Here is a 19,658-nt window from a genome sequence, read left to right as displayed (position 1 = left end):
GCGAAGCGGTGGCGGACGGAAGCGCGAAATACGGGGGGGGGGGGCGGCGAGTGGACGGCGAAAAGTAGCGCAGACTTCCAGTCTGCTCAGTTGGGGCAGACGAAGCGGAAGGAAAGCAGACTGGAAGTCTGCGCTACTTTTCTGCGGCCGCGCGCGGTGCGATTGCCTTTGCGCTTTGCGCCGAGCTTTGCCGGCATGGCGCGCATGAAGGTTGTTGTCTTGTGCTCGGGTGGGATGGATTCGGTGGCCGCGCTCCAGTGGGCGCAGCTTCACCACGTCGTGGCCGCCGTCATCAGTTTTGACTACGGCGCCAAACACAATCCGCGCGAACTGCCCTTCGCCGCCGCTGCCGCCGCCCGGCTCGGTCTGCGCCACGAGGTGGTGAAACTCGATTTTATTAACCGCCTGTTCGCCTCCGATTTGCTCACCTCGGGTGGCGACATTCCCGACGGCCATTACGAGGCGGCCAACATGAAGCAGACCGTCGTGCCGTTTCGTAACGCCATCATGCTGTCGGTCGCCACCGGGTTCGCCGAGAGCGTGGGGGCCGAGGGGCTGATCATCGCCGCGCACGGCGGCGACCACGCGATTTACCCGGATTGCCGTGAGGAATTTATGCAGGCGATGGGCGAAACCATGCGGCTGGGGACCTACGCGGGCATCCAGCTGTTGCGCCCGTTCATCACGTTAACCAAAGCCCAGATCGCCGCCGAGGGCGCCCGTCTCGGCGTGGATTTTTCTAAAACCTGGTCGTGCTACAAGGGAGGTGCGATCCATTGCGGCACCTGCGGCACCTGCGTCGAGCGCCGCGAGGCGTTTATCCACGCGGGCCTGGCCGACCCGACCGCGTACACCGACACCGGCCCCTTGCCGCTCAAACCCACGCCCGCCGCCTCCAGCGCGTCCAGCGCGCAACCCGCCCTTTCGGCTTAATAAAACCGGGCAAACTTCGATGTTCATTTCCGAAACTTTTTATTCGTTGCAGGGCGAGGGCGAACTGACCGGCGTGCCGTCGGTGTTCATCCGCACCTCGGGTTGCAACCTGCGTTGCAACTGGTGCGACACGCCCTACGCCTCGTGGCGCCCCGAGGGCAGCGAGCGCACTGTCGAGGACTTGGTTGCCGAGGCGTGCGCCCACGCGGGGCACCACGTGGTGCTCACCGGCGGCGAGCCGATGATCGCCAAAGCCATCCATGATCTGGCCGCCGCGTTGCGCGCCGCAGGTCGTCATATCACCATCGAGACGGCTGCCACGGTGGCCCCCGACGGCATCGCCTGCGATCTGGCCTCGCTATCGCCGAAACTGGCGAACTCGGCCCCCGACGAGCGCCTGCCCGCGGCTTGGCGCGAGCGCCATGAGGCCACCCGCTGGCAGCCCGAGGCGGTGCGCGCTTGGGTCGATGGCTACGCTTATCAGTTCAAATTCGTGGTCTCCACGCCCGCCGACGTGGCCGAGCTGGAAGGGCTGCTGGCCTCGCTCGGCCGCGACATCCCGCCGCACAAAGTGTTGCTCATGCCCGAGGCCACGTCGTTGGACAAAATGCGCGAGCGGGCGGCCTGGCTGGGGGAGCTCTGCAAGGCGCGCGGTTACCGTTACGCGCACCGCTTACACATCGAACTTTATGGCAACAAACGCGGCACCTGAGCCCTCTGGCGAGCGCAGCGCCTCTGAGCAGAGCTGCGTTCCCCCGCTCGCGGCCGTGCCCGCGTCTTCGCCCGCGGCCGAGGCCGCGCACGTGGTCGAGGGCGACTTGACGGTGGCGGCGACGTGCAAACTCTCCCATGTGCTGCTGCACATCATCGAGTCCTTTCACGAGCGGCCCGTGCGCTTGCGCGAGGTCATCGCCTTGCTTCAGGGGCGCGCGTACCTGCTGCTGATGCTGCTGCTTTCGCTGCCGTTTTTACTGCCCATCCCGTTGCCCGGCCTGTCGTTTTTACTCGGTACGGTGATCGCGGTGATCGCGCTTCGGCTGACCTTGGGGCAAAAACCCTGGCTGCCCAACCGCCTGCTCGACCGCGAGCTGCCGCCGAAGTTTTTCCCCACGCTGCTGACGGGGGCCAGTCGTGTGCTGCGCCTGCTCGAGGTGATGCTCAAGCCGCGCCAGCTCTGGCTGACGGACTCGCCGCTGCTGGTGCAATTGCACGCCTTCATTATTTTTGTGGCGGCCTTTGTGTTGCTGCTGCCGTTGCCGCCGGGGACCAACTTCCCGCCGGCCTTGTGCATCATTTTGATGGCGGGCGGGCTGCTGGAACGCGACGGGCGGTTCATCCTCGCGGGCTATTTCGCCTTTGCCCTCAACGTGGTGTTTTTCGCCCTGTTCGCGATCTATGGTCAGCGCCTCGTTCAGTGGGTCGTCAGTGTGTTCAACGGCTGAGTAAAACGAATTAGCGGCAAAATTGCGGCTTACGGCATCCTTGAGCTCACGCTCAAGGCCACACTCTTCGTTAAGACACTCTTCGTGGCCTTGAGCGTGAGCTCAGGGTGTTTGTCCAAAGGTATCCGCGCTCACACGAGCCGATTTCGCCTATGCGCAGATCTTTACAATCCATGCGTGGTAGCGGCGCGCTTTTTGCTATAATTTAACACTGTCTCCGGTTTATTCAGATACACTCGTAATTCACCATGCCGACCACCGCACTCCTCCCTGAACAGCTTCGTTTGGCCATTAACCTTCGCCTTGGTCTTTTGGGTTGCGCGCCCGTAATCGGTGCATCCGGCACCGATTTGACAGGTGTCGCCGCGCCGCTTTTCGCTCAGCAGCGCGAGATCACCCGTCGCCTTTCCCATCAGCTCTCGCCGGTGGACGAGCGCATCCAGCATTTCCTTAACACCTACCTCGCCGACATTGGTCCGGCGCCCCGCCTGCCCGCCCGCACCTTCGTGCTCGATCAGCCGGGTCTGGCCCGCGAGCTGTCCCTGCCCGCCGACGGCGACACTGTGGATTCGCCGCTGCTAAAGAGCTATCGGCTGCACAACGGCGTGTTGCATAACCCCGCCAACGACCGCCGCACCACCCAGGGCGTTTTTCACGTCGCCGAGGGCGGCCTGCCGGTGCCCGATGACAAGCTCGCCGTGCCCAAGCTCACCTTTGCTCGCCTAGCCGAACTGGCCTTGCGGCCCCAGCCTGAGCTGCTCCGTTTGCCCTTCACCGCCGGCCAGCCGAACCCGGCCGAGTGCATCGTCTCGCTGCTGCTGCGCCCCTTGGTCGTGCCCGCCGTGGCCGGTTTTATTGGCGAAAAACGCATGGAGGTGCGCTTCTTCGCTCCCGGCTCGCTCGTGTCCAACCTCGATTTCGTCGAGTGCATTTTTGGTAACGCTGGCGACCCGTACATTGCCGAAAACGACTCCGCTCTCGATGTCGACGGCTGGTCCGGCCACACCGGTTGCGTGATCCTTGCCCCGCACCTGGTCGGTGTGCGCAAGCACCTCGTCGGCCTGCCCCATTGGGATCTGGCCACCCCACGCCAGCGCCGCGACGGCATGTGCTGGAAAACTGAGGACGAGCTCTACAATGGCGGCAGTGCCTTCAAACTGTGCGCCCGCGATGCACGCGGGGTCATCGTCACGATCATCGCCGACAACTACTACGGGTATTGCAAAAAAGAGGTCAAAACCCAGATCAGTTTCGCGGCTAATCTCTACGGCATGGCCGAAGAGGAGCACGCCGGTGGCGCCCTGGTGTTCCCCAGCTACGACCTCGGCGAGGATTTTTCCGGTTACATCGATGCTAACCCGGACTACACGGTCGCCGCCGTGCTGGCCCGCGAGCCCGCCGAGTGGTCAGTCCAGCCGGAGGGCCATGCGCTCGCCGTGAAGATCCCCGATACCGTTCTCGTTCCCGAGGCCACTCACTTCGACCTGCGCAAGCAGCGTATCAGCTGGACGGATGCCGGCGGTACCACGCGCCAGATCAAACTGCTGGCGGGTAAAACCTACGTGCGACCCAGCGGCTACCGCGTGCACATGGAGCCGGTGCGCGGCGAGCGCGGCCAGTGGCGCCTGGTCGGAACCGTGGCCGAAACCACCCTTTGCCACAAGCCCTGCACCGTCTCCGGCGGCGGCAAGTCCGAGATCTCCAAGGCGATTTCCGACGCCATCCTGCCCGGCCACGTGTTCGTGGCCGATATCGACCGCGATCTGGATAACGTCACCGCGTTGCTCGAGCGCGATTACTCCGGGCGCTTCCGCGAAGCCACGCGCAACGGCAACGACAAGCGCCCCGTCCTCAGCCCTGCGCGTACCCTTGGCAGCGTGATCAAACTGCTCACCCCGTCGCGCCGCGATTACAACGCGGCCTACAACAGTTGGCTCAACGCCATTCCCCGGCACGTCAAGGAGCTCGTTTTTGTGGTGAAGCGTTACCACAAGGCGAGCTGGGGCGCGAATTGGCGCACCCATTTCTCGGTTGATACGATCAACGGCCGCCCCGGCTACGAGCTCAAGATCGACGGGCGCAAGCTGGTGGTTAACACCCTGCGCGTCGGCTACGAAGAGGACGGCTCGTGGCGTGTCTTCGGCCTGCGCCATGACTTCCATCCCGCCGCCAAGGTGCAGATGGAGGACGATATCACCGCCTCGGTGGTCGCTCCCGCCAGCGCCGTCAACGTGCTGGGCAACACCCCGGCCGCCAATGGCGCGGGTTCGGTTCCCGCCGCCCGCTCCTACAAGTTCGTGCAGAACTGCGAGGCGCGTCTGTTCCAGCGCCCCGACGACGCCATCCATCGCGGTTACGACAAGCAGGCCGAGGCCGACATCGCCGCCCCGGGCACGTTTATTTCCAACTACGAGCCGTTGACCGCCGCCGACGCCCGCGACCAGATCGAGGACGCGGTTGGTTTTTCCGCCTACACTGCGCCCATGCAGGACTTGGTTAAAAAGGCGGCAGCCCAGCCCGCCGGCGCTTCGCCCGCGTATTTCGTATCCACGGCCAACCCACGCCTGGTTAACGGCAAGCCGTCCAAGAACACGCGCTACCTGCAGATCCGCCCCGATGTGGCCAACCCCCGCGCAACGGCACTCGCCCAGCTCGGCCTGCGCCTCCACCGCGCGCTTCCCTTCGGTGCTCCCGTGCACACCCCGGTCAACGTCCTGGTGCCCGGCCGCCGCAACAACCCGCCCGAGCCCGGTGTGCGCGCGCTGTGCTGTTTTAATCCGATTCACTACATGGAGCTGCCCGAGCTGTTCATGGAGTTTATCAGTTCGATGACCGGCAAATCGCCCTCAACCACCGGTGCCGGCAGCGAAGGGGCGCTGACCAAGAGCCCGTTTAACGCCATGCCTGCGATCATCGACCTGAACGCCGCGTTGGTTTCCTCGATCCTGACTGGCCACGACGCGTTCCTGTCTTCGGCAGGCTGCGTGGGCCCCAAGGTCCGCGTGGACCACGACGTGTCGCTGCTGGTGCCCGAGATTTTCTCGCGCATGAGCGCCGCCGAACGCTCCGCCTCGGCCCTCATTGAGGACGGCTGTTTTGAGCGCCTGTTCGATTTCGAGCACCGGGGAAAAATGGTGCGCGCCAGCCGCCTAGGCTATCGCATCACCACGCGCTTCGTGCGCATTTACTTCGGCCGCCTGTTCCCGCACCCGCACGTCGTTTTCACCGACGAGATGCTCCGTCCCGAGCAGCAGGACCTGGACATCTTCGCCGACGGCGTGGACACCATCGTGACGACCCACCAGCGCGTGGCCGAAAGCTATTTTGCTGACGAAAGCATCGAGTGGGCCTGCCCGCCGCTCAAAGCGCTTCTGGAAATCATGGCCAAGGGCCAGACAGCTGAAGGCTACGGGCTGGATGCGCCGCAGGTGCGCAGCCTGTTCACCCGCGAACGCCTCGAGGGCAGCGACTGGTATCGTGCTCGTTTGGACGCCAAGCAGGCCAACGAGGCCAAACTCTGGGCGCACCACGTCAAGAGTCTGGAGGCGGTGCTCGATCAGGATCATTACGCCGACGTGATTGCCCGCCTCGGTTTGAAGGCCCGGTTGGTAAAGGCCCATGCCGAGTTGGCCCGGGTGCAGTCGCCCGCCTATCGTCAGAGCCTAGAGGGCACCCTTGGCGTGCACCCGCTCGGCTAACGTGAGTGCGCAACGGGGCCTGGACGGGCCCCGTTGCGCTGGGGTTTGGTCCCTGACTAGTCGAACGCAGATCAGCCGAATCCTTGAGCTCACGCTCAAGGCCACGCGCTTCGCGAACACAGTCCTTGTGGCCCTGAGCTTGAGCTCAGGGTCTGGGGTTTGGTCCCTGACTAGTCGAACGCAGATCAGCCGAATCCTTGAGCTCACGCTCAAGGCCACGCGCTTCGCGAACACACTCCTTGTGGCCCTGAGCGTGAGCTCAGGGTCTGGGGTTAGGTCCCTGACTAGTCGAACGCAGATCAGCCGAATCCTTGAGCTTACGCTCAAGGCCACGCGCTTCGCGAACACAGTCCTTGTGGCCCTGAGCGTAAGCTCAGGGTCTGGGGTTTGGTCCCTGACTAATCGAACGCAGATCAGCCGAATCCTTGAGCTTACGCTCAAGGCCACGCGCTTCGCGAACACAGTCCTTGTGGCCCTGAGCGTGAGCTCAGGGTCTGGGGTTTGGTCCCTGACTAATCGAACGCAGATCAGCCGAATCCTTGAGCTCACGCTCAAGGCCACGCGCTTCGCGAACACACTCCTTGTGGCCCTGAGCGTGAGCTCAGGGTCTGGGGTTTGGTCCCTGACTAGTCGAACGCAGATCAGCCGAATCCTTGAGCTTACGCTCAAGGCCACGCGCTTCGCGAACACACTCCTTGTGGCCCTGAGCGTGAGCTCAGGGTCTGGGGTTTGGTCCCTGACTAGTCGAACGCAGATCAGCCGAATCCTTGAGCTTACGCTCAAGGCCACGCGCTTCGCGAACACACTCCTTGTGGCCCTGAGCGTGAGCTCAGGGTCTGGGGTTTGGTGAGGGAACGGAGCAGGGCGAAGGGGGTGATTCAAGATGCGGCATTTTGCATGATTTTTTTTGATGCCATGAAAAATCCACCGAGTTGGCAGCGCGTTTGCTAGTTGGGTGGTTATCGCTTCGGCGGCGCCGCAGTGGCGTCGGCAAGCATATCGTAACCCAAATAGTTAAAACACATGCTCAAAGTTAAACAGTTGGTAACCGCGGGCGCTTTGGCGCTGGGCTCCTTGGCGAGCTCCGTCCACGCGGCTGATACGGTCAAGGTTGGCGTTCTTCACTCCCTCTCTGGCACGATGGCGATCAGCGAAACCTCGCTGCGCGACGTCCTCCTGTTCACTTTCGACGAGATCAACGCCAAGGGTGGCGTTCTCGGCAAAAAGATCGAGCCAGTCGTCGTCGACGGTGCCTCCAACTGGCCCCTGTTCGCCGAAAAGGCCAAACAGCTCCTCGAGGAAGACAAGGTCGCCGTGACCTTCGGCTGCTGGACCTCCGTGTCCCGCAAGTCCGTCCTCCCCGTTTATGAAAAGAACAACGGTCTTCTCTTCTACCCCGTGCAATACGAGGGTCAGGAAGAGTCCAAGAACGTGTTCTACACTGCCGAGGCCGTTAACCAACAGGCCACTCCGGCCATCGATTATCTCCTCGAGCAGGGCTACACCAAGTTCTACCTGATCGGTACCGACTACGTGTATCCACAAACCACCAACCTCGTGCTGTTGGAATATCTCCTCAGCAAGAAGGTCCCGATCGAGAACATCGGCGGCGGTTTCAAGAAGGACGAGTCCGGCAAGATCATCTCCGCCGGTAAGTACACGCCCTTCGGCCATACCGACTACCAGCAGATCGTTTCCGAAATCAAACAGTTCTCCGCCGGTGGTAAGGCCGCTGTCGTTTCCACCCTCAACGGTGACACCAACGTGCCGTTCTTCAAAGAATACGCCGCTGCCGGTCTGACCGCTGAAACTGCTCCCGTGGTTTCCTTCTCGATCTCCGAGGATGAATTCCGCGGTCTGCCTGCCAAACAATTGGTCGGTCAGCTTGGTTGCTGGACCTACTTCCAGTCGGTCAAGAGCGATGCCAACAAGGCTTTCGTGAAAAACTTCCAGGCCTGGCTCAAGACCACCACGGTCCCCGGCATCGTCAAAGAAGGTCGCGTGACCTGCTCGCCGATGGTGCTCAGCTACAACGGTGTTTACCTTTGGAAAGCCGCTGTTGAAAAGGCTGGTTCCTTCGATGTCGACGCGGTCCGCACCGCCCTCAAGTCCGGCCTGTCCTTCGACGGTCCCGGCGGCAAAGTCACCAGCCAGTCCAACATGCACATGACCAAGAACGTGTTCATCGGTGAGAGCAAAGCCGACGGTCAGTTCAAGATCCTCAAGGAGTTCAAAGACGTTTACGGCGAGCCCTGGCTGCTCGGTAAGTTCAAGGCCCAGTAAATTTAGCCAACGCCTGCCGCCACTTCGGCACAGGCCTTGCTAATAATCCCGTTCATGCGGGAGGAGCGGCTCCTACTGAGGAGCCGCTCTTTTTTTGCCCGTCCCTTTTTCCATTTTTCCGTAACCGTGCGCATTTTCACCCACTTCCTTTTCACCCTGGTTCTCGCCGGGCTGGCCTCCGTCACAGTCCAGGCGGCGCCCACCGCGCGCGCCACCCTTGTCGAGGCCATGCTCGCCGAAACCGATGCGCGCAAAATTGAGCTGATCTCGTCGCTCGCCGGCGAAGCCGACCCGGTGATCGAGCCCGTGCTCAAAGCCTGGCGCGAGGACGCGTTGTTTCTCTACGAACCCGCCGAGGGCGCCGCGCGCATTCCCATTCTCCTGGTCGGCGAAAAAGACGCCGACGACGCTCGCGCCGCCCAGCGCGTCGATACCGATGCGCCGCTCCTCGATGCCGCCGGCAAGCCGCTGCGCCTGGTCTCCGGCGACCTAACCGCCGTGGAGCACACCTCCGCCTTACGCCGCGCCATGAAGGCCGTCGTCGACCTTCTGGAAGTCACCTCGCCTGATCGCAAAAAGCGCCTGCAGGCGGTTCAGACCATCGGCTTCGGCCAGGATTTGACGCAGCTGACCGGGTTGCAAAAACGCCTGAAACTGGAAGCCGATCCCGTGGTGTTGCGGGCGTTGCGCGAAGCGATTGCGGTGACCCGCCTCAAGGAGCCCGGCAGCGAGGGAAAACTCGCGGTGTTGGCCGAGCTCAAGGCGCTGCATTCACTTTCCAGCTACGACCTTATTCGCACCGCGATGCGCGAGGCCGAGGCGGCGGGCGATGCGCCGGTGGCCGAGGCGGCCAAATCGGCGCTGTGGTCGATCGATAACCACAAAGCCAACGTCAACTTCGTCGGCACACTGTTTCGCGGGCTCAGCTTGGGGAGCATTCTGCTGATCGTGGCGATCGGCCTGGCGATCACCTTCGGTTTGATGGGCGTGATCAATATGGCGCACGGCGAAATGATCGCGGTGGGCGCTTACACGACCTACGTGGTCGAAAATGTTTTCGGCTCCGGCGTCACCCTGCCGTTCTTCGGCTTCAGCCTGGCGATCCCCGGAATGAACACCACCGGCGCGCTGTATCAGTCCTATTTCTTGTTCGCCCTGCCGCTGAGTTTTGTCGCGGCGGCACTGGTCGGCATCGGTCTTGAGCGGAGCATCATTCGCTTCCTGTATCGTCGCCCGCTGGAAAGCCTGCTCGCCACCTGGGGCGTTTCGCTGCTCCTGCAACAGGGCTTAAAACTGATGTTCGGCTCCAACAACGTGCAGGTGAGTAGCCCGAGTTACCTGAGCGGAAACTGGACGGTCAACGACATCATCTTCGGCTGGAACCGCGTGTTCGTTATCATTTTCGCCGGCCTGATCGTCTTCGGCGTGGGCCTGATTTTGACCAAAACGCCACTCGGTTTGCTGATCCGCTCAGTGATGCAAAACCGCGCCATGGCCTCGTGTATGGGCGTGCGCACGGAGCGGGTTAACATGCTCACCTTCGGGTTGGGTAGCGGCTTGGCGGGGCTTGCCGGCGCGTTCATTAGCCAGATCGGCAACGTCGGTCCGTCGCTCGGCCAGAACTACATCGTCGATTGTTTTATGACTGTGGTGGTAGGCGGAGTGGGCAACTTGGCCGGCACGATCTACAGTGCGCTTGGCATCGGTCTGGTGGACCAGTCGCTCCAGCAGATCCTGCTCAATCCGGTGCTCGGCAAGATCCTCGTCCTCGGGGCGATCATCCTGTTCCTGCAGTGGCGCCCGTCCGGCCTGTTCGTTACCCGCAGCCGCAATCTCGATGACTAAAAAAACGCCGACATCGAGCTTCGAGCCCATTGGCCGCGAAGGAACGCAGAGAACGCATAGAAATACAGGGCTTGTTCTTTGCGATCCTTGCGATCTTTCGCGGCTAAACGGCCTTGGTTGTATCTGCCTCAATCCGACCCAAGCAGACTGGAAGTCTGCGCTACTCTTCTAACCACACGCCCTTTCGCTCCCCCTTTTAGTCCGCATGCCTTCCCTGTCCAAACGCCATAAAATCGAACTGATCGCCGTCGGGGTGATCGCGCTGTTTTTCATCGTGATCTTCCCGCTGCTCAACGCCCAGGGCGTGGTCAGCAACTTCACCATCAACCTGTGGGGGAAATACCTCTGCTACGCCCTCCTCGCCATTTCAGTGGACCTGCTTTGGGGCTACACCGGGCTGCTCAGCCTCGGCCAGGCGCTCTTCTTCAGTTTGGGCGGTTACATGATGGGCATGTACCTCATGCGCATGATCGGCGACCTCGGCCAATACAAGAAGCCGATCCCCGACTTCCTCGTGTTCCTCGGCTGGACCGAGCTGCCGGAATTCTGGGTGCCGTTCGCCAGTTTCCCCTTCGCTGCCGCGATGATGATGGTCGTCCCAGGCCTGTTGGCGCTGGTCTTCGGCTTTCTCGCCTTCCGCTCGCGAATTAAGGGCGTGTACTTCTCCATCCTCACCCAGGCGCTGACCTACGGCGCGTCGCTGATGTTTTTCCGCAACGACATGCTGATGGGCGGCAACAACGGGTTCACCGATTTTAAATTTATTCTTGGCTACGACCTGCGCGACGCCGTCACTCAGCGCGGGCTGTTCATCGCCACGGCCGTGACGCTGCTGGTGGTTTACGCGGCGCTGCGGCTGCTCAGTTACACCAAGTTTGGCCTCGTCCAGCGCGCCATCCGCGACGGAGAAAACCGCGTGCTGTTTAGCGGCTACGCCACCGCCCATTTTAAACTCTTCATTTTCCTCGTCGCCGCGCTCATCGCCGCAGTGGCTGGCGCGCTCTACGTGCCGCAGGTCGGCATCATTAACCCGTCCGAGATGACGCCCGACAAGTCGCTGGAGGCCGTGGTCTGGTGCGCGGTCGGCGGTCGCGCCACTTTGGTCGGCCCGATCATCGGCGCGATCAGCGTGAACGCGCTCAAGAGCTGGGCCTCGCGCGCAGCGCCCGACTACTGGCTGGTGATTCTGGGCGGGCTTTTCGTGGTCGTGGTGCTGCTGTTGCCCGGTGGCATCGTCAGCATCCCCGATCGCCTCAAGGCCCTTTGGAAACGCCTGTTTAAAAAGTCCTCCGTGCCCGCCTCCGATTCAACGCCCTCCGCCTAAGCACCTGCCATGAATAACAAATACATGCTCACGGTTGAGGACGTCTCCAAAACCTACGACGGGTTCAAGGCCATCACCGACCTCAATTTTTATCTCTTCGAGGGCGAGTTGCGCACCGTCATCGGCCCGAATGGCGCCGGTAAATCCACCTTCTTCGACCTCATCACCGGCCGCGCCAAACCCGACACCGGCAAGATCGAGTTCGGCATGGACACCGACCTCACCAAGATGAACGAGTACGAGATCAACCGTCTCGGCATCGGGCGAAAGTTTCAGACGCCCTCGGTCTTCACCGAGCACACGGTGTACAACAACATCGTGCTCTCGCTGGTGGGCTCGCGCGGCGTGTTCGCCTCGATTTTCAAGCGCCTGTCCTCCACCGAGCGCGACCGCATCGACGAGTTGCTCAAACTGGTCCGCCTCGATGGTAAACGCGATTGGAAGGCCGGCATGCTGGCCCACGGCGAGAAGCAGTGGCTGGAGATCGGCATGCTGCTCGCCCAGGACCCCAAGGTTCTCCTCGTGGACGAACCCGCCGCCGGCATGACCGACGAGGAAACCCACCGCACCGGCGAACTGCTCATCTCGCTCGCCGGCAAACACAGCATCATCGTCATCGAGCACGACATGACCTTCGTTAAACAAATCGCCCGCGACGGCATGGTGACGGTCCTTCACCAGGGCAGCGTGCTCTGCGAGGGCAAGTTCGACGCCGTCCAATCCAACCCCAAGGTCCGCGAGGTTTACCTCGGACGCGGCAAGAGCGGCGGAAAATAAGTTAACCTCGCTCCCATGACAGCATTTTTGCCGATTCCCGACGTAGCGCAGACTTCCAGTCTGCCCCGAAACAACCAAGGCAGTTTAGCCGCAAAAGAACGCAAAGAGCGCAAAGAACAATCCGCCTGTATATCTATGCGTTCTATGCGTTCTTTCGCGGCCAAAAGGATCGACGTCCGGGCCAAGCCGCCGATGCAGACTGGAAGTCTGCGCTACTTCCCGAACCTGCTCCAATTTCAGCCCTCGGTTTCTGTAATTTTTCGTTATGTCTGAACCGCTTCTTCAACTTTCTAGCGTCGAGACCGACATCGGCGGTTCGCGTATCCTGCGCGGTGTGAACCTCGAAGTGCGTGCCGGCGAGCTCGTCGCGCTCATGGGCCGCAACGGCGTGGGTAAAACCACCACGTTGCGCTCCATCACTGGCCTGCGCCCGATCCGCGCCGGCTCGATCACCCTCGACGGCCAGCGCATCGACAAACTGCCGATCGACGCCCGCGCCCGCGCCGGCATCGGCTACGTCCCGCAAGGGCGTGATATTTTCCCGCACCTCACCATCGAGGAAAACTTGCGCGTCGGTCTGGTGGTGCACGGCCGTAAAGGTGCCGAGGCCCGCGAGGCGCTGGACCGGGTTTTTGCGCTTTTCCCCGTACTCAAGGACATGCTGGGCCGCAAGGGCGGCGTGCTTTCTGGCGGTCAGCAGCAGCAGCTCGCCATCGGCCGCGCGCTTTTGACCAAGCCCAAGCTGCTCATCCTCGACGAGCCTACCGAGGGCATCCAGCCGTCGATCATCGACCAGATCGGCGACACCCTCAAAAAGCTCAAGGTCGAGGGGCTCAACCACAACTACGCCGAGGAGGTGCAGCACGCCATCGCCACGCTCAAGGCCGAGGGCAACCTCGCGATCCTCCTGGTGGAGCAGTACGTCGATTTCTGCCGCGAGATCGCCGACCGCTTTTACGCCATGGACCGCGGCGTCGTCACCATCTCCGGCCCCATCGCCTCGCTCACCGACGACGTCGTTAAAAAACACCTCCAAGTCTGAACTTTTGAATATAAGTGTTCATCAGTGAACATCAGTGGTTAACCCTGCCGAATCCGCCTTATGCACCTCACTCCCCGCGAACGAGAAAAGCTCCTGATCGTCACCGCCGCCGACCTTTCCCGCCGACGTCAGGCGCGCGGATTGAAGCTCAATTACCCCGAGGCCATCGCCATCATTTCCTACGAGATCATGGAGGGTGCTCGTGACGGCAAAACCGTCGCCGAGCTGATGAGTTTCGGCACCACCATCCTCAAGGCCAGCGACGTGATGGAGGGTGTGCCTGCGATGATCCACGACGTGCAGGTCGAGGCGACGTTCCCCGATGGCACCAAACTCGTCACCGTCCACAACCCCATCCGCTAAAACCATGATCCCCGGTGAAATCATCCCTGCGGCCGACGCGCCCGCGCTCGACGCCAATCTCGAGCTCGAAACCAAGATCATCGAAGTGGCCAACACCGGTGACCGCCCGATTCAGGTCGGCTCGCATTATCATTTTTATGAGTCGAACGCCGCGCTGTGTTTCCCCCGTGAAGCGGCGCGCGGTTTCCGCCTCAACATCCCCGCCGGCACGGCGGTGCGCTTCGAGGCCGGCGACACCAAACAGGTTGAGCTGGTGGCTCTCACCGGCCTGCGCGAAGTCTGGGGCCTCAACGCCAAGATCAACGGAAAACTCTGATCGAAAACCGGAGTTACACAGAGGGCACGAGAGGTTTCACAAAGGTCACCGAGTCGATCCCGTTTGCTCCGTGACCTCTGTGACTACCTCCGTGATCTCTGTGTAACCCTCCGAAACTCTCTCTCTCAATAATTCCATGTCGCTCAAACTCACCCGCCGCCAATACGCCGAGATGTTTGGTCCCACCGTCGGCGACCAGGTCCGCCTCGCCGACACCGAGCTGTTTGTCCAAGTCGAACGCGACCTCATCGCCGAGGGCGGCGGTTACGGTAACGAGATCAAATTCGGCGGCGGCAAGGTCATCCGCGACGGTATGGGCCAGTCGTCCACCGCCACCGACGCCGAGTCGCTCGACCTGGTCATCACCAACGCCCTCATCCTCGACGCGCAGCTCGGCGTGATCAAAGCCGACATCGGCATCAAACACGGGCTGATCGTGGGCATTGGCCACGCCGGCAACCCCGGCATTCAGCGCGGACTCGGTTCGGTTTACCCTGATCCGAAGACCGGCCAGAAAAACCCCATGATCGTTGGCGCCGGCACCGAGGTGCTGGCGGGCGAGGGCTGCATCATCACCGCCGGCGGCATCGACACCCACATTCACTTCATCTGCCCGCAGCAGATCGACGAAGCCATCAGCTCCGGCATCACCACGATGATCGGCGGCGGCACCGGACCGGCGCACGGCACACTCGCCACCACCTGCACGCCCGGCCGCTGGAATCTCCACCGCATGCTGGAGGCGGCCGAATCCTACCCGATGAATTTGGGCTTCCTCGGCAAGGGTAACTGCGGCACCGCCCAGCCGTTGCGCGACCAGGTTTTGGCCGGTGCGATCGGTTTAAAACTCCACGAAGACTGGGGCACCACGCCCGCCGCGATCGACACCTGCCTCGGTGTGGCCGAGGAGTTCGACGTCCAGGTCGCCATCCACACCGACACCCTCAACGAAGCCGGTTTCGTCGAAGACACGCTCGCAGCGTTCAAGGGCCGCGCGATTCACACCTACCACTCCGAAGGTGCAGGCGGAGGCCACGCGCCCGACATCATCCGCGTCTGCGGCGAGGCCAACGTGCTGCCGTCGTCCACCAACCCGACGCGGCCCTTCACGGTGAACACCATCGACGAGCACCTCGACATGCTCATGGTTTGCCACCACCTCGACCCGAAGATCCCCGAGGACGTGTCGTTCGCCGAGTCGCGTATCCGCCCGGAGACGATCGCCGCCGAAGACCGCCTGCACGACCTGGGCGCGATCTCGATGATGTCGTCGGACTCGCAGGCGATGGGTCGCATCGGCGAAGTCATCTGCCGCACCTGGCAGACTGCGCACAAGATGAAGCTCCAGTTTGGCCCGCTGAAACACCCTTCGCATCCGGCGGCGGACAACTTCCGCGTGCTGCGTTACCTGGCCAAGTACACGATCAACCCGGCGCTGACGCACGGCATGGGCCACATCATCGGCTCGGTAGCGGTGGGCAAACTCGCCGACTTGGTGCTGTTCAAGCCAGCGCTGTTTGGCGTGAAGCCGGAGCTGATTCTCAAAGGCGGATTCATTGCCTGGGCGAACATGGGCGACCCCAATGCCTCGATCCCCACGCCCCAGCCGATGTTTTATCGGCCGATGTTTGGCGCGACCGCCCGCGGTGTGGCGTCAACCAGCCTCACGTTTGTATCGGAGGCGGGGCTACGCGACGGCGGGCTGTTGAACCTCGGCTTGAAGCGGCGTCTGGAGGCGGTGAAAAGCTGCCGCAGCGTGCGCAAGACCGACATGGTTTTGAACGACGCGATGCCGAAGATCGTGGTCGATCCCGAGACCTACCACGTCACCGCCGACGGCGAGCACCTCACCTGCGAACCGGCCAAAGTGCTGCCGTTGGCTCAGCGGTATTTCCTGTTTTGAGGGCACAATCCTTATTAGCCGCGAGAGAACGCAAAGAACGCATAGAAATACAGGCTTTGATCTTTGTGCTCTTTGCGTTCTTTCGCGGCCAAAATTGCGACTCTCTGCGGTAAATGACACTCATTCACTCCGCTTTCTCGGCCCCCGACCTCGCGCTTCCCACCATCCTGTTGCGCGTCGAACGCCGCACCTTGGCCAAGCGGCTTTGGCGCGGTGTCGCGGCCGACGGCACGGAGTTCGGGTTTGAGCTGGCCGCACCGCTAACCACCGGCGCGACCTTTTACCAGACCGCCACGCACCGTTACGTCATCGATCAGGCGCGCGAGCCCGTGCTCGAAGTTCAGCTGGCCAACCTGCCGCCTTCCGCCGCCGCCGGTATTGGCTGGGCGGTGGGGAATTTGCACCTCGAGTTTTCCTCTGAAGCGACTCGGCTGCTCACGCCCGACGAACCGGCCGCCCGCCAGTTGTTCGCGCGCATTCAGGTCGAATACACCGCCACCACCTCGGTTTTCCGCGCCGGCCGGTTCAAACGCAGCCAACCCAACCCCGCTCTCGATGACCTCGGCCCCAGCCACAAGCACTGACGGATTTTTGGCCGCGAAGGAACGCAAAGAACGCATAGAAATACATTCGTTTTTGCTAATCATCACGGCTCAACGCCCTTGGTTTACGGGTCATGCCTCGGTGAAACCAACCCTATGAAAACGATCAATGAATTGTGCGATGTAGTCAGGCAAACCGCTTACGCTGTTCATGTTTACCATGGACATGGGCACCTCGAAAAAGTCTACGAAAACGCCTTGGTGAATCGGCTGCGTAAAGCTGGCTATGCCGTACAGCAACAGCACCCGATCCAAGTCCTTGACGAGGACGGAACAGTGATCGGTGAGTATTTAGCCGACCTCCTGATTGAGGGATGCCTGATCATCGAGCTTAAGGCCGTTAAAACCGTGGCCGAGGAGCATGTGGCCCAGTTGCTCGGATACCTCAAATCCACCCGAACCGAGCACGGACTGCTTATTAATTTCGGTTCCTATAAGTTTCAGATCAAGAAATACGCCCTCAGCCAGCTTCCTCGATTCCCGGTTTCGTCCTTCTGCGGCTTGATTCCGTTCTTTGCGCTCCTTGCGATCTTTCGCGGCTAAAAATTCGATGCTCGAAATTAACATTACATGGCTGTCACCTGCGTCTTCTGCGTTGGCCGGTTTTAATGCAGCCAATCCACTCCCGCTCTCGATGAATTCGGTCCAAGCAATAAAAACCGACGGAGTTTTTGGCCGCGAAGGAACGCAAAGATCGCATAGAAAAGACCGTTCTTTTTTTTCACGTCGAACCCAGTCAACTCACGCGACTTCTCCCGTCTGCGGCTCGGGTCCGTTCTTTGCGTTCCTTGCGTTCTTTCGCGGCTAAAATTCCGATGATTGAATTTAAAATGACATGTCCGCCACCTGTGTCTTTAGCGCCGGCCTGTTCAAACACAGCCCACGCAACCTCGCGCTCGGTTACCTCGCTTCACGCATCAAGCACGGACGGAGATTTTGGCCGCGAAGGAACGCAAAGATCGCATAGAAAAGGCGGTTTCCTTTTTTTCGAGGCAAGCTCAGCCAACTTCATTCATGTCCGATTTCAGTCCTTCTGCGGCTTGATTCCGTTCTTTGCGCTCCTTGCGATCTTTCGCGGCTAAAAATTCGATGCTCGAAATTAACATTACATGGCTGTCACCTGCGTCTTCTGCGTTGGCCGGTTTTAATGCAGCCAATCCACTCCCGCTCTCGATGAATTCGGTCCAAGCAATAAAAATCGACGGAGTTTTTGGCCGCGAAGGAACGCAAAGATCGCATAGAAAAGACCGTTCTTTTTTTTCACGTCGAACCCAGTCAACTCACGCGACTTCTCCCGTCTGCGGCTCGGGTCCGTTCTTTGCGTTCCTTGCGTTCTTTCGCGGCTAAAATTCCGATGATTGAATTTAAAATGACATGTCCGCCACCTGTGTCTTTAGCGCCGGCCTGTTCAAACACAGCCCACGCAACCTCGCGCTCGGTTACCTCGCTTCACGCATCAAGCACGGACGGAGATTTTGGCCGCGAAGGAACGCAAAGATCGCATAGAAAAGGCGGTTTCCTTTTTTTCGAGGCAAGCTCAGCCAACTTCATTCATGTCCGATTTCAGTCCTTCTGCGGCTTGATTCCGTTCTTTGCGCTCCTTGCGATCTTTCGCGGCTAAAAATTCGATGATTGAAACTTATAACCCCCGTTGGCTCGTGGGCCTGTTGCAGGCCGGAGACTCGTATTACCCGACGGGCGCCTATGCCCATTCCTTTGGGTTAGAGGGCCTCGTTCAGGCGGGGCTGGTGCGCGACCGCACCACGCTGCGCGACTTCGTCTTTCTCTCCGTATTGCCCGCCCTGCGCCAAGCCGAATTGCCTCTTGCCGCCCACGCCTATGCCGCGCTCGACCCCGTCTCCCCGGATTGGGCCCGTGTCGGCGAACTCTGCGGGCTGGCCCACGCGCTCAAGAGTGCCCGCGAGGCCCGCCTCGCCACCGAGAATATCGGCCGCCAGCGCGCCGAGCTCACCGCCTCGCTCCATGCGCACCCTCTGGCGACCGGCTACCTGTCCCGCGCCGCCGCGCACGGCTGGCCCTTCGCTACGCCGGTTTCGGCCGCGCTGGAGGGGCGCGTTTTGGGCGCCCCACTTGAAGCCGTGCTGGCTGGCTGTGTGTATGCGGCCATCGCCGGAGTGATGGCCGCCGCCGTGAAGCTGCTGCGCATCGGCCAAAACGGCAGCCAATCGCTCCTCACCGAAGCCCTTGCCCAGGCCCCCGAGCTCATCGCCGCCGCGCAAGCCGTGCCGCTCGACGAAATCGGTTGGTTTAACCCGTGGCTCGACATCGCCGCCGCCCGCCACGAAACCGCCGATAGCCGAATGTTTATCTCGTGAAATCCATGCAATTTAGCCGCGAAAGATCGCAAAGAGCGCAAAGATCAATCCGACGGTTTTTCTATGCGTTCTCTGCGATCTTTCGCGGCTAAACTGCCTTGGGTTAATTCGTAAATTCGGTCGGTTTCCGGTGTTCCCAGTTTCTCCTCTTCTATAATCAAAATGACGCGTTCTCCTCGTATCGGCATCGGTGGCCCCGTGGGCTCCGGTAAAACCATGCTCTGCCTCAAACTCTGCCAGCGGCTGCGTGAGCGCTACTCGATGGCGGTCGTCACCAACGACATTTATTGCTCCGAGGACGCCCAGTTCCTCGTCCAGCACAGCGCGCTTTCCCCTGAGCGTATCGTCGGTGTGGAGACCGGCGGGTGTCCGCATACGGCTATCCGTGACGACACCACGATGAACGAGCAGGCCTGCCGCGCGCTGGAGGCAAAGTTCGCCGACCTGGACCTGCTGCTCGTCGAGAGCGGCGGTGACAACCTCACCGCCACCTTTTCGCCCGAGCTGGTCGATGCGTTTATCTACGTCATCGACGTTGCCGAGGGGGATAAAATCCCGCGCAAGGGAGGTCCGGCGATTCGCCACAGCGAATTGCTAATCATTAACAAAATCGACCTCGCGCCGCTGGTGGGCGCGGACTTGGGCGTGATGGACCGCGACGCCAAGATTCAGCGCGGGGTGAAACCGCACTTGTTCTGTGACCTTAAACGCGAGCACAACCTCGACGGCGTGATCGCGTGGATTGAGCGCGAGGTGCTGTTTGGGAAGAAATCCAGAACCTGAATTTGGCCGCG

At 61.2% G+C, this 19,658-nt stretch carries 16 protein-coding genes; all 16 read left to right on the top strand.

The annotated features are described in order from the left end of the window. The first annotated feature begins 195 nt into the window (after positions 1-195). The 16 genes from queC (at position 196) to ureG (ending at position 19,647) form a co-directional block, all read left to right on the top strand. Positions 196-933 carry a 7-cyano-7-deazaguanine synthase QueC gene (queC, locus tag H2170_16220; protein MCS6301616.1) on the top strand — a complete coding sequence of 246 codons (738 nt, stop codon included), beginning with the start codon at positions 196-198 and terminating at the stop codon, positions 931-933. Between the two features lie 19 nt (positions 934-952). Beyond that, on the top strand, positions 953-1,645 hold the full coding sequence (locus H2170_16215; GenBank protein MCS6301615.1) for a 7-carboxy-7-deazaguanine synthase QueE: 693 nt from the start codon (positions 953-955) through the stop codon (positions 1,643-1,645). Continuing rightward, positions 1,623-2,375 carry an exopolysaccharide biosynthesis protein gene (locus H2170_16210; GenBank protein ID MCS6301614.1) on the top strand — a complete coding sequence of 251 codons (753 nt, stop codon included), beginning with the start codon at positions 1,623-1,625 and terminating at the stop codon, positions 2,373-2,375. Before H2170_16215 ends, H2170_16210 begins: the two co-directional genes overlap by 23 nt. Positions 2,376-2,623: 248 nt before the next feature. Beyond that, the gene (locus tag H2170_16205; protein ID MCS6301613.1) at positions 2,624-6,073 is read left to right on the top strand and encodes a hypothetical protein; all 3,450 of its coding nucleotides are present in this window, start codon (positions 2,624-2,626) and stop codon (positions 6,071-6,073) included. A 1,023-nt stretch (positions 6,074-7,096) separates the two neighbouring features. Next, positions 7,097-8,356, top strand: coding sequence for an urea ABC transporter substrate-binding protein (gene urtA, locus H2170_16200; protein MCS6301612.1), 1,260 nt, complete (start codon positions 7,097-7,099; stop codon positions 8,354-8,356). A gap of 54 nt (positions 8,357-8,410) precedes the next feature. Further along, complete coding sequence (gene urtB, locus H2170_16195) at positions 8,411-10,201, top strand: urea ABC transporter permease subunit UrtB (protein MCS6301611.1); 1,791 nt, start codon at positions 8,411-8,413, stop codon at positions 10,199-10,201. Positions 10,202-10,406: 205 nt separating this feature from the next. Next, the gene (gene urtC / locus H2170_16190) at positions 10,407-11,525 is read left to right on the top strand and encodes an urea ABC transporter permease subunit UrtC (GenBank protein MCS6301610.1); all 1,119 of its coding nucleotides are present in this window, start codon (positions 10,407-10,409) and stop codon (positions 11,523-11,525) included. 9 nt (positions 11,526-11,534) lie between these two features. Next, on the top strand, positions 11,535-12,302 hold the full coding sequence (urtD, locus tag H2170_16185) for an urea ABC transporter ATP-binding protein UrtD (protein ID MCS6301609.1): 768 nt from the start codon (positions 11,535-11,537) through the stop codon (positions 12,300-12,302). Between the two features lie 265 nt (positions 12,303-12,567). Continuing rightward, positions 12,568-13,344, top strand: coding sequence for an ABC transporter ATP-binding protein (locus H2170_16180; GenBank protein ID MCS6301608.1), 777 nt, complete (start codon positions 12,568-12,570; stop codon positions 13,342-13,344). Positions 13,345-13,404: 60 nt separating this feature from the next. Then, the gene (locus H2170_16175; protein ID MCS6301607.1) at positions 13,405-13,707 is read left to right on the top strand and encodes an urease subunit gamma; all 303 of its coding nucleotides are present in this window, start codon (positions 13,405-13,407) and stop codon (positions 13,705-13,707) included. 4 nt (positions 13,708-13,711) lie between these two features. Then, a complete protein-coding gene (locus H2170_16170) occupies positions 13,712-14,023 on the top strand; it encodes an urease subunit beta (protein MCS6301606.1) in 312 nt (103 codons plus the stop codon). 136 nt (positions 14,024-14,159) lie between these two features. Continuing rightward, a complete protein-coding gene (ureC, locus tag H2170_16165; protein MCS6301605.1) occupies positions 14,160-15,926 on the top strand; it encodes an urease subunit alpha in 1,767 nt (588 codons plus the stop codon). A 113-nt stretch (positions 15,927-16,039) separates the two neighbouring features. Then, entirely contained in the window at positions 16,040-16,510 is a 471-nt protein-coding gene (locus H2170_16160; GenBank protein MCS6301604.1) for an urease accessory protein UreE, read from the top strand. 114 nt (positions 16,511-16,624) lie between these two features. Then, positions 16,625-17,071 carry a GxxExxY protein gene (locus H2170_16155; GenBank protein MCS6301603.1) on the top strand — a complete coding sequence of 149 codons (447 nt, stop codon included), beginning with the start codon at positions 16,625-16,627 and terminating at the stop codon, positions 17,069-17,071. A gap of 1,085 nt (positions 17,072-18,156) precedes the next feature. Then, complete coding sequence (locus H2170_16150; GenBank protein ID MCS6301602.1) at positions 18,157-18,864, top strand: urease accessory protein UreF; 708 nt, start codon at positions 18,157-18,159, stop codon at positions 18,862-18,864. 162 nt (positions 18,865-19,026) lie between these two features. Next, entirely contained in the window at positions 19,027-19,647 is a 621-nt protein-coding gene (ureG, locus tag H2170_16145; GenBank protein ID MCS6301601.1) for an urease accessory protein UreG, read from the top strand. Positions 19,648-19,658 lie beyond the last annotated feature (11 nt).

The sequence above is a fragment of the Opitutus sp. genome, from assembly GCA_024998815.1.
Lineage (GTDB): Bacteria > Verrucomicrobiota > Verrucomicrobiia > Opitutales > Opitutaceae > Rariglobus.
The sequence above is the reverse complement of the archived record's forward strand: the minus strand, read 5'-3'. Positions and strand labels throughout refer to the sequence as shown.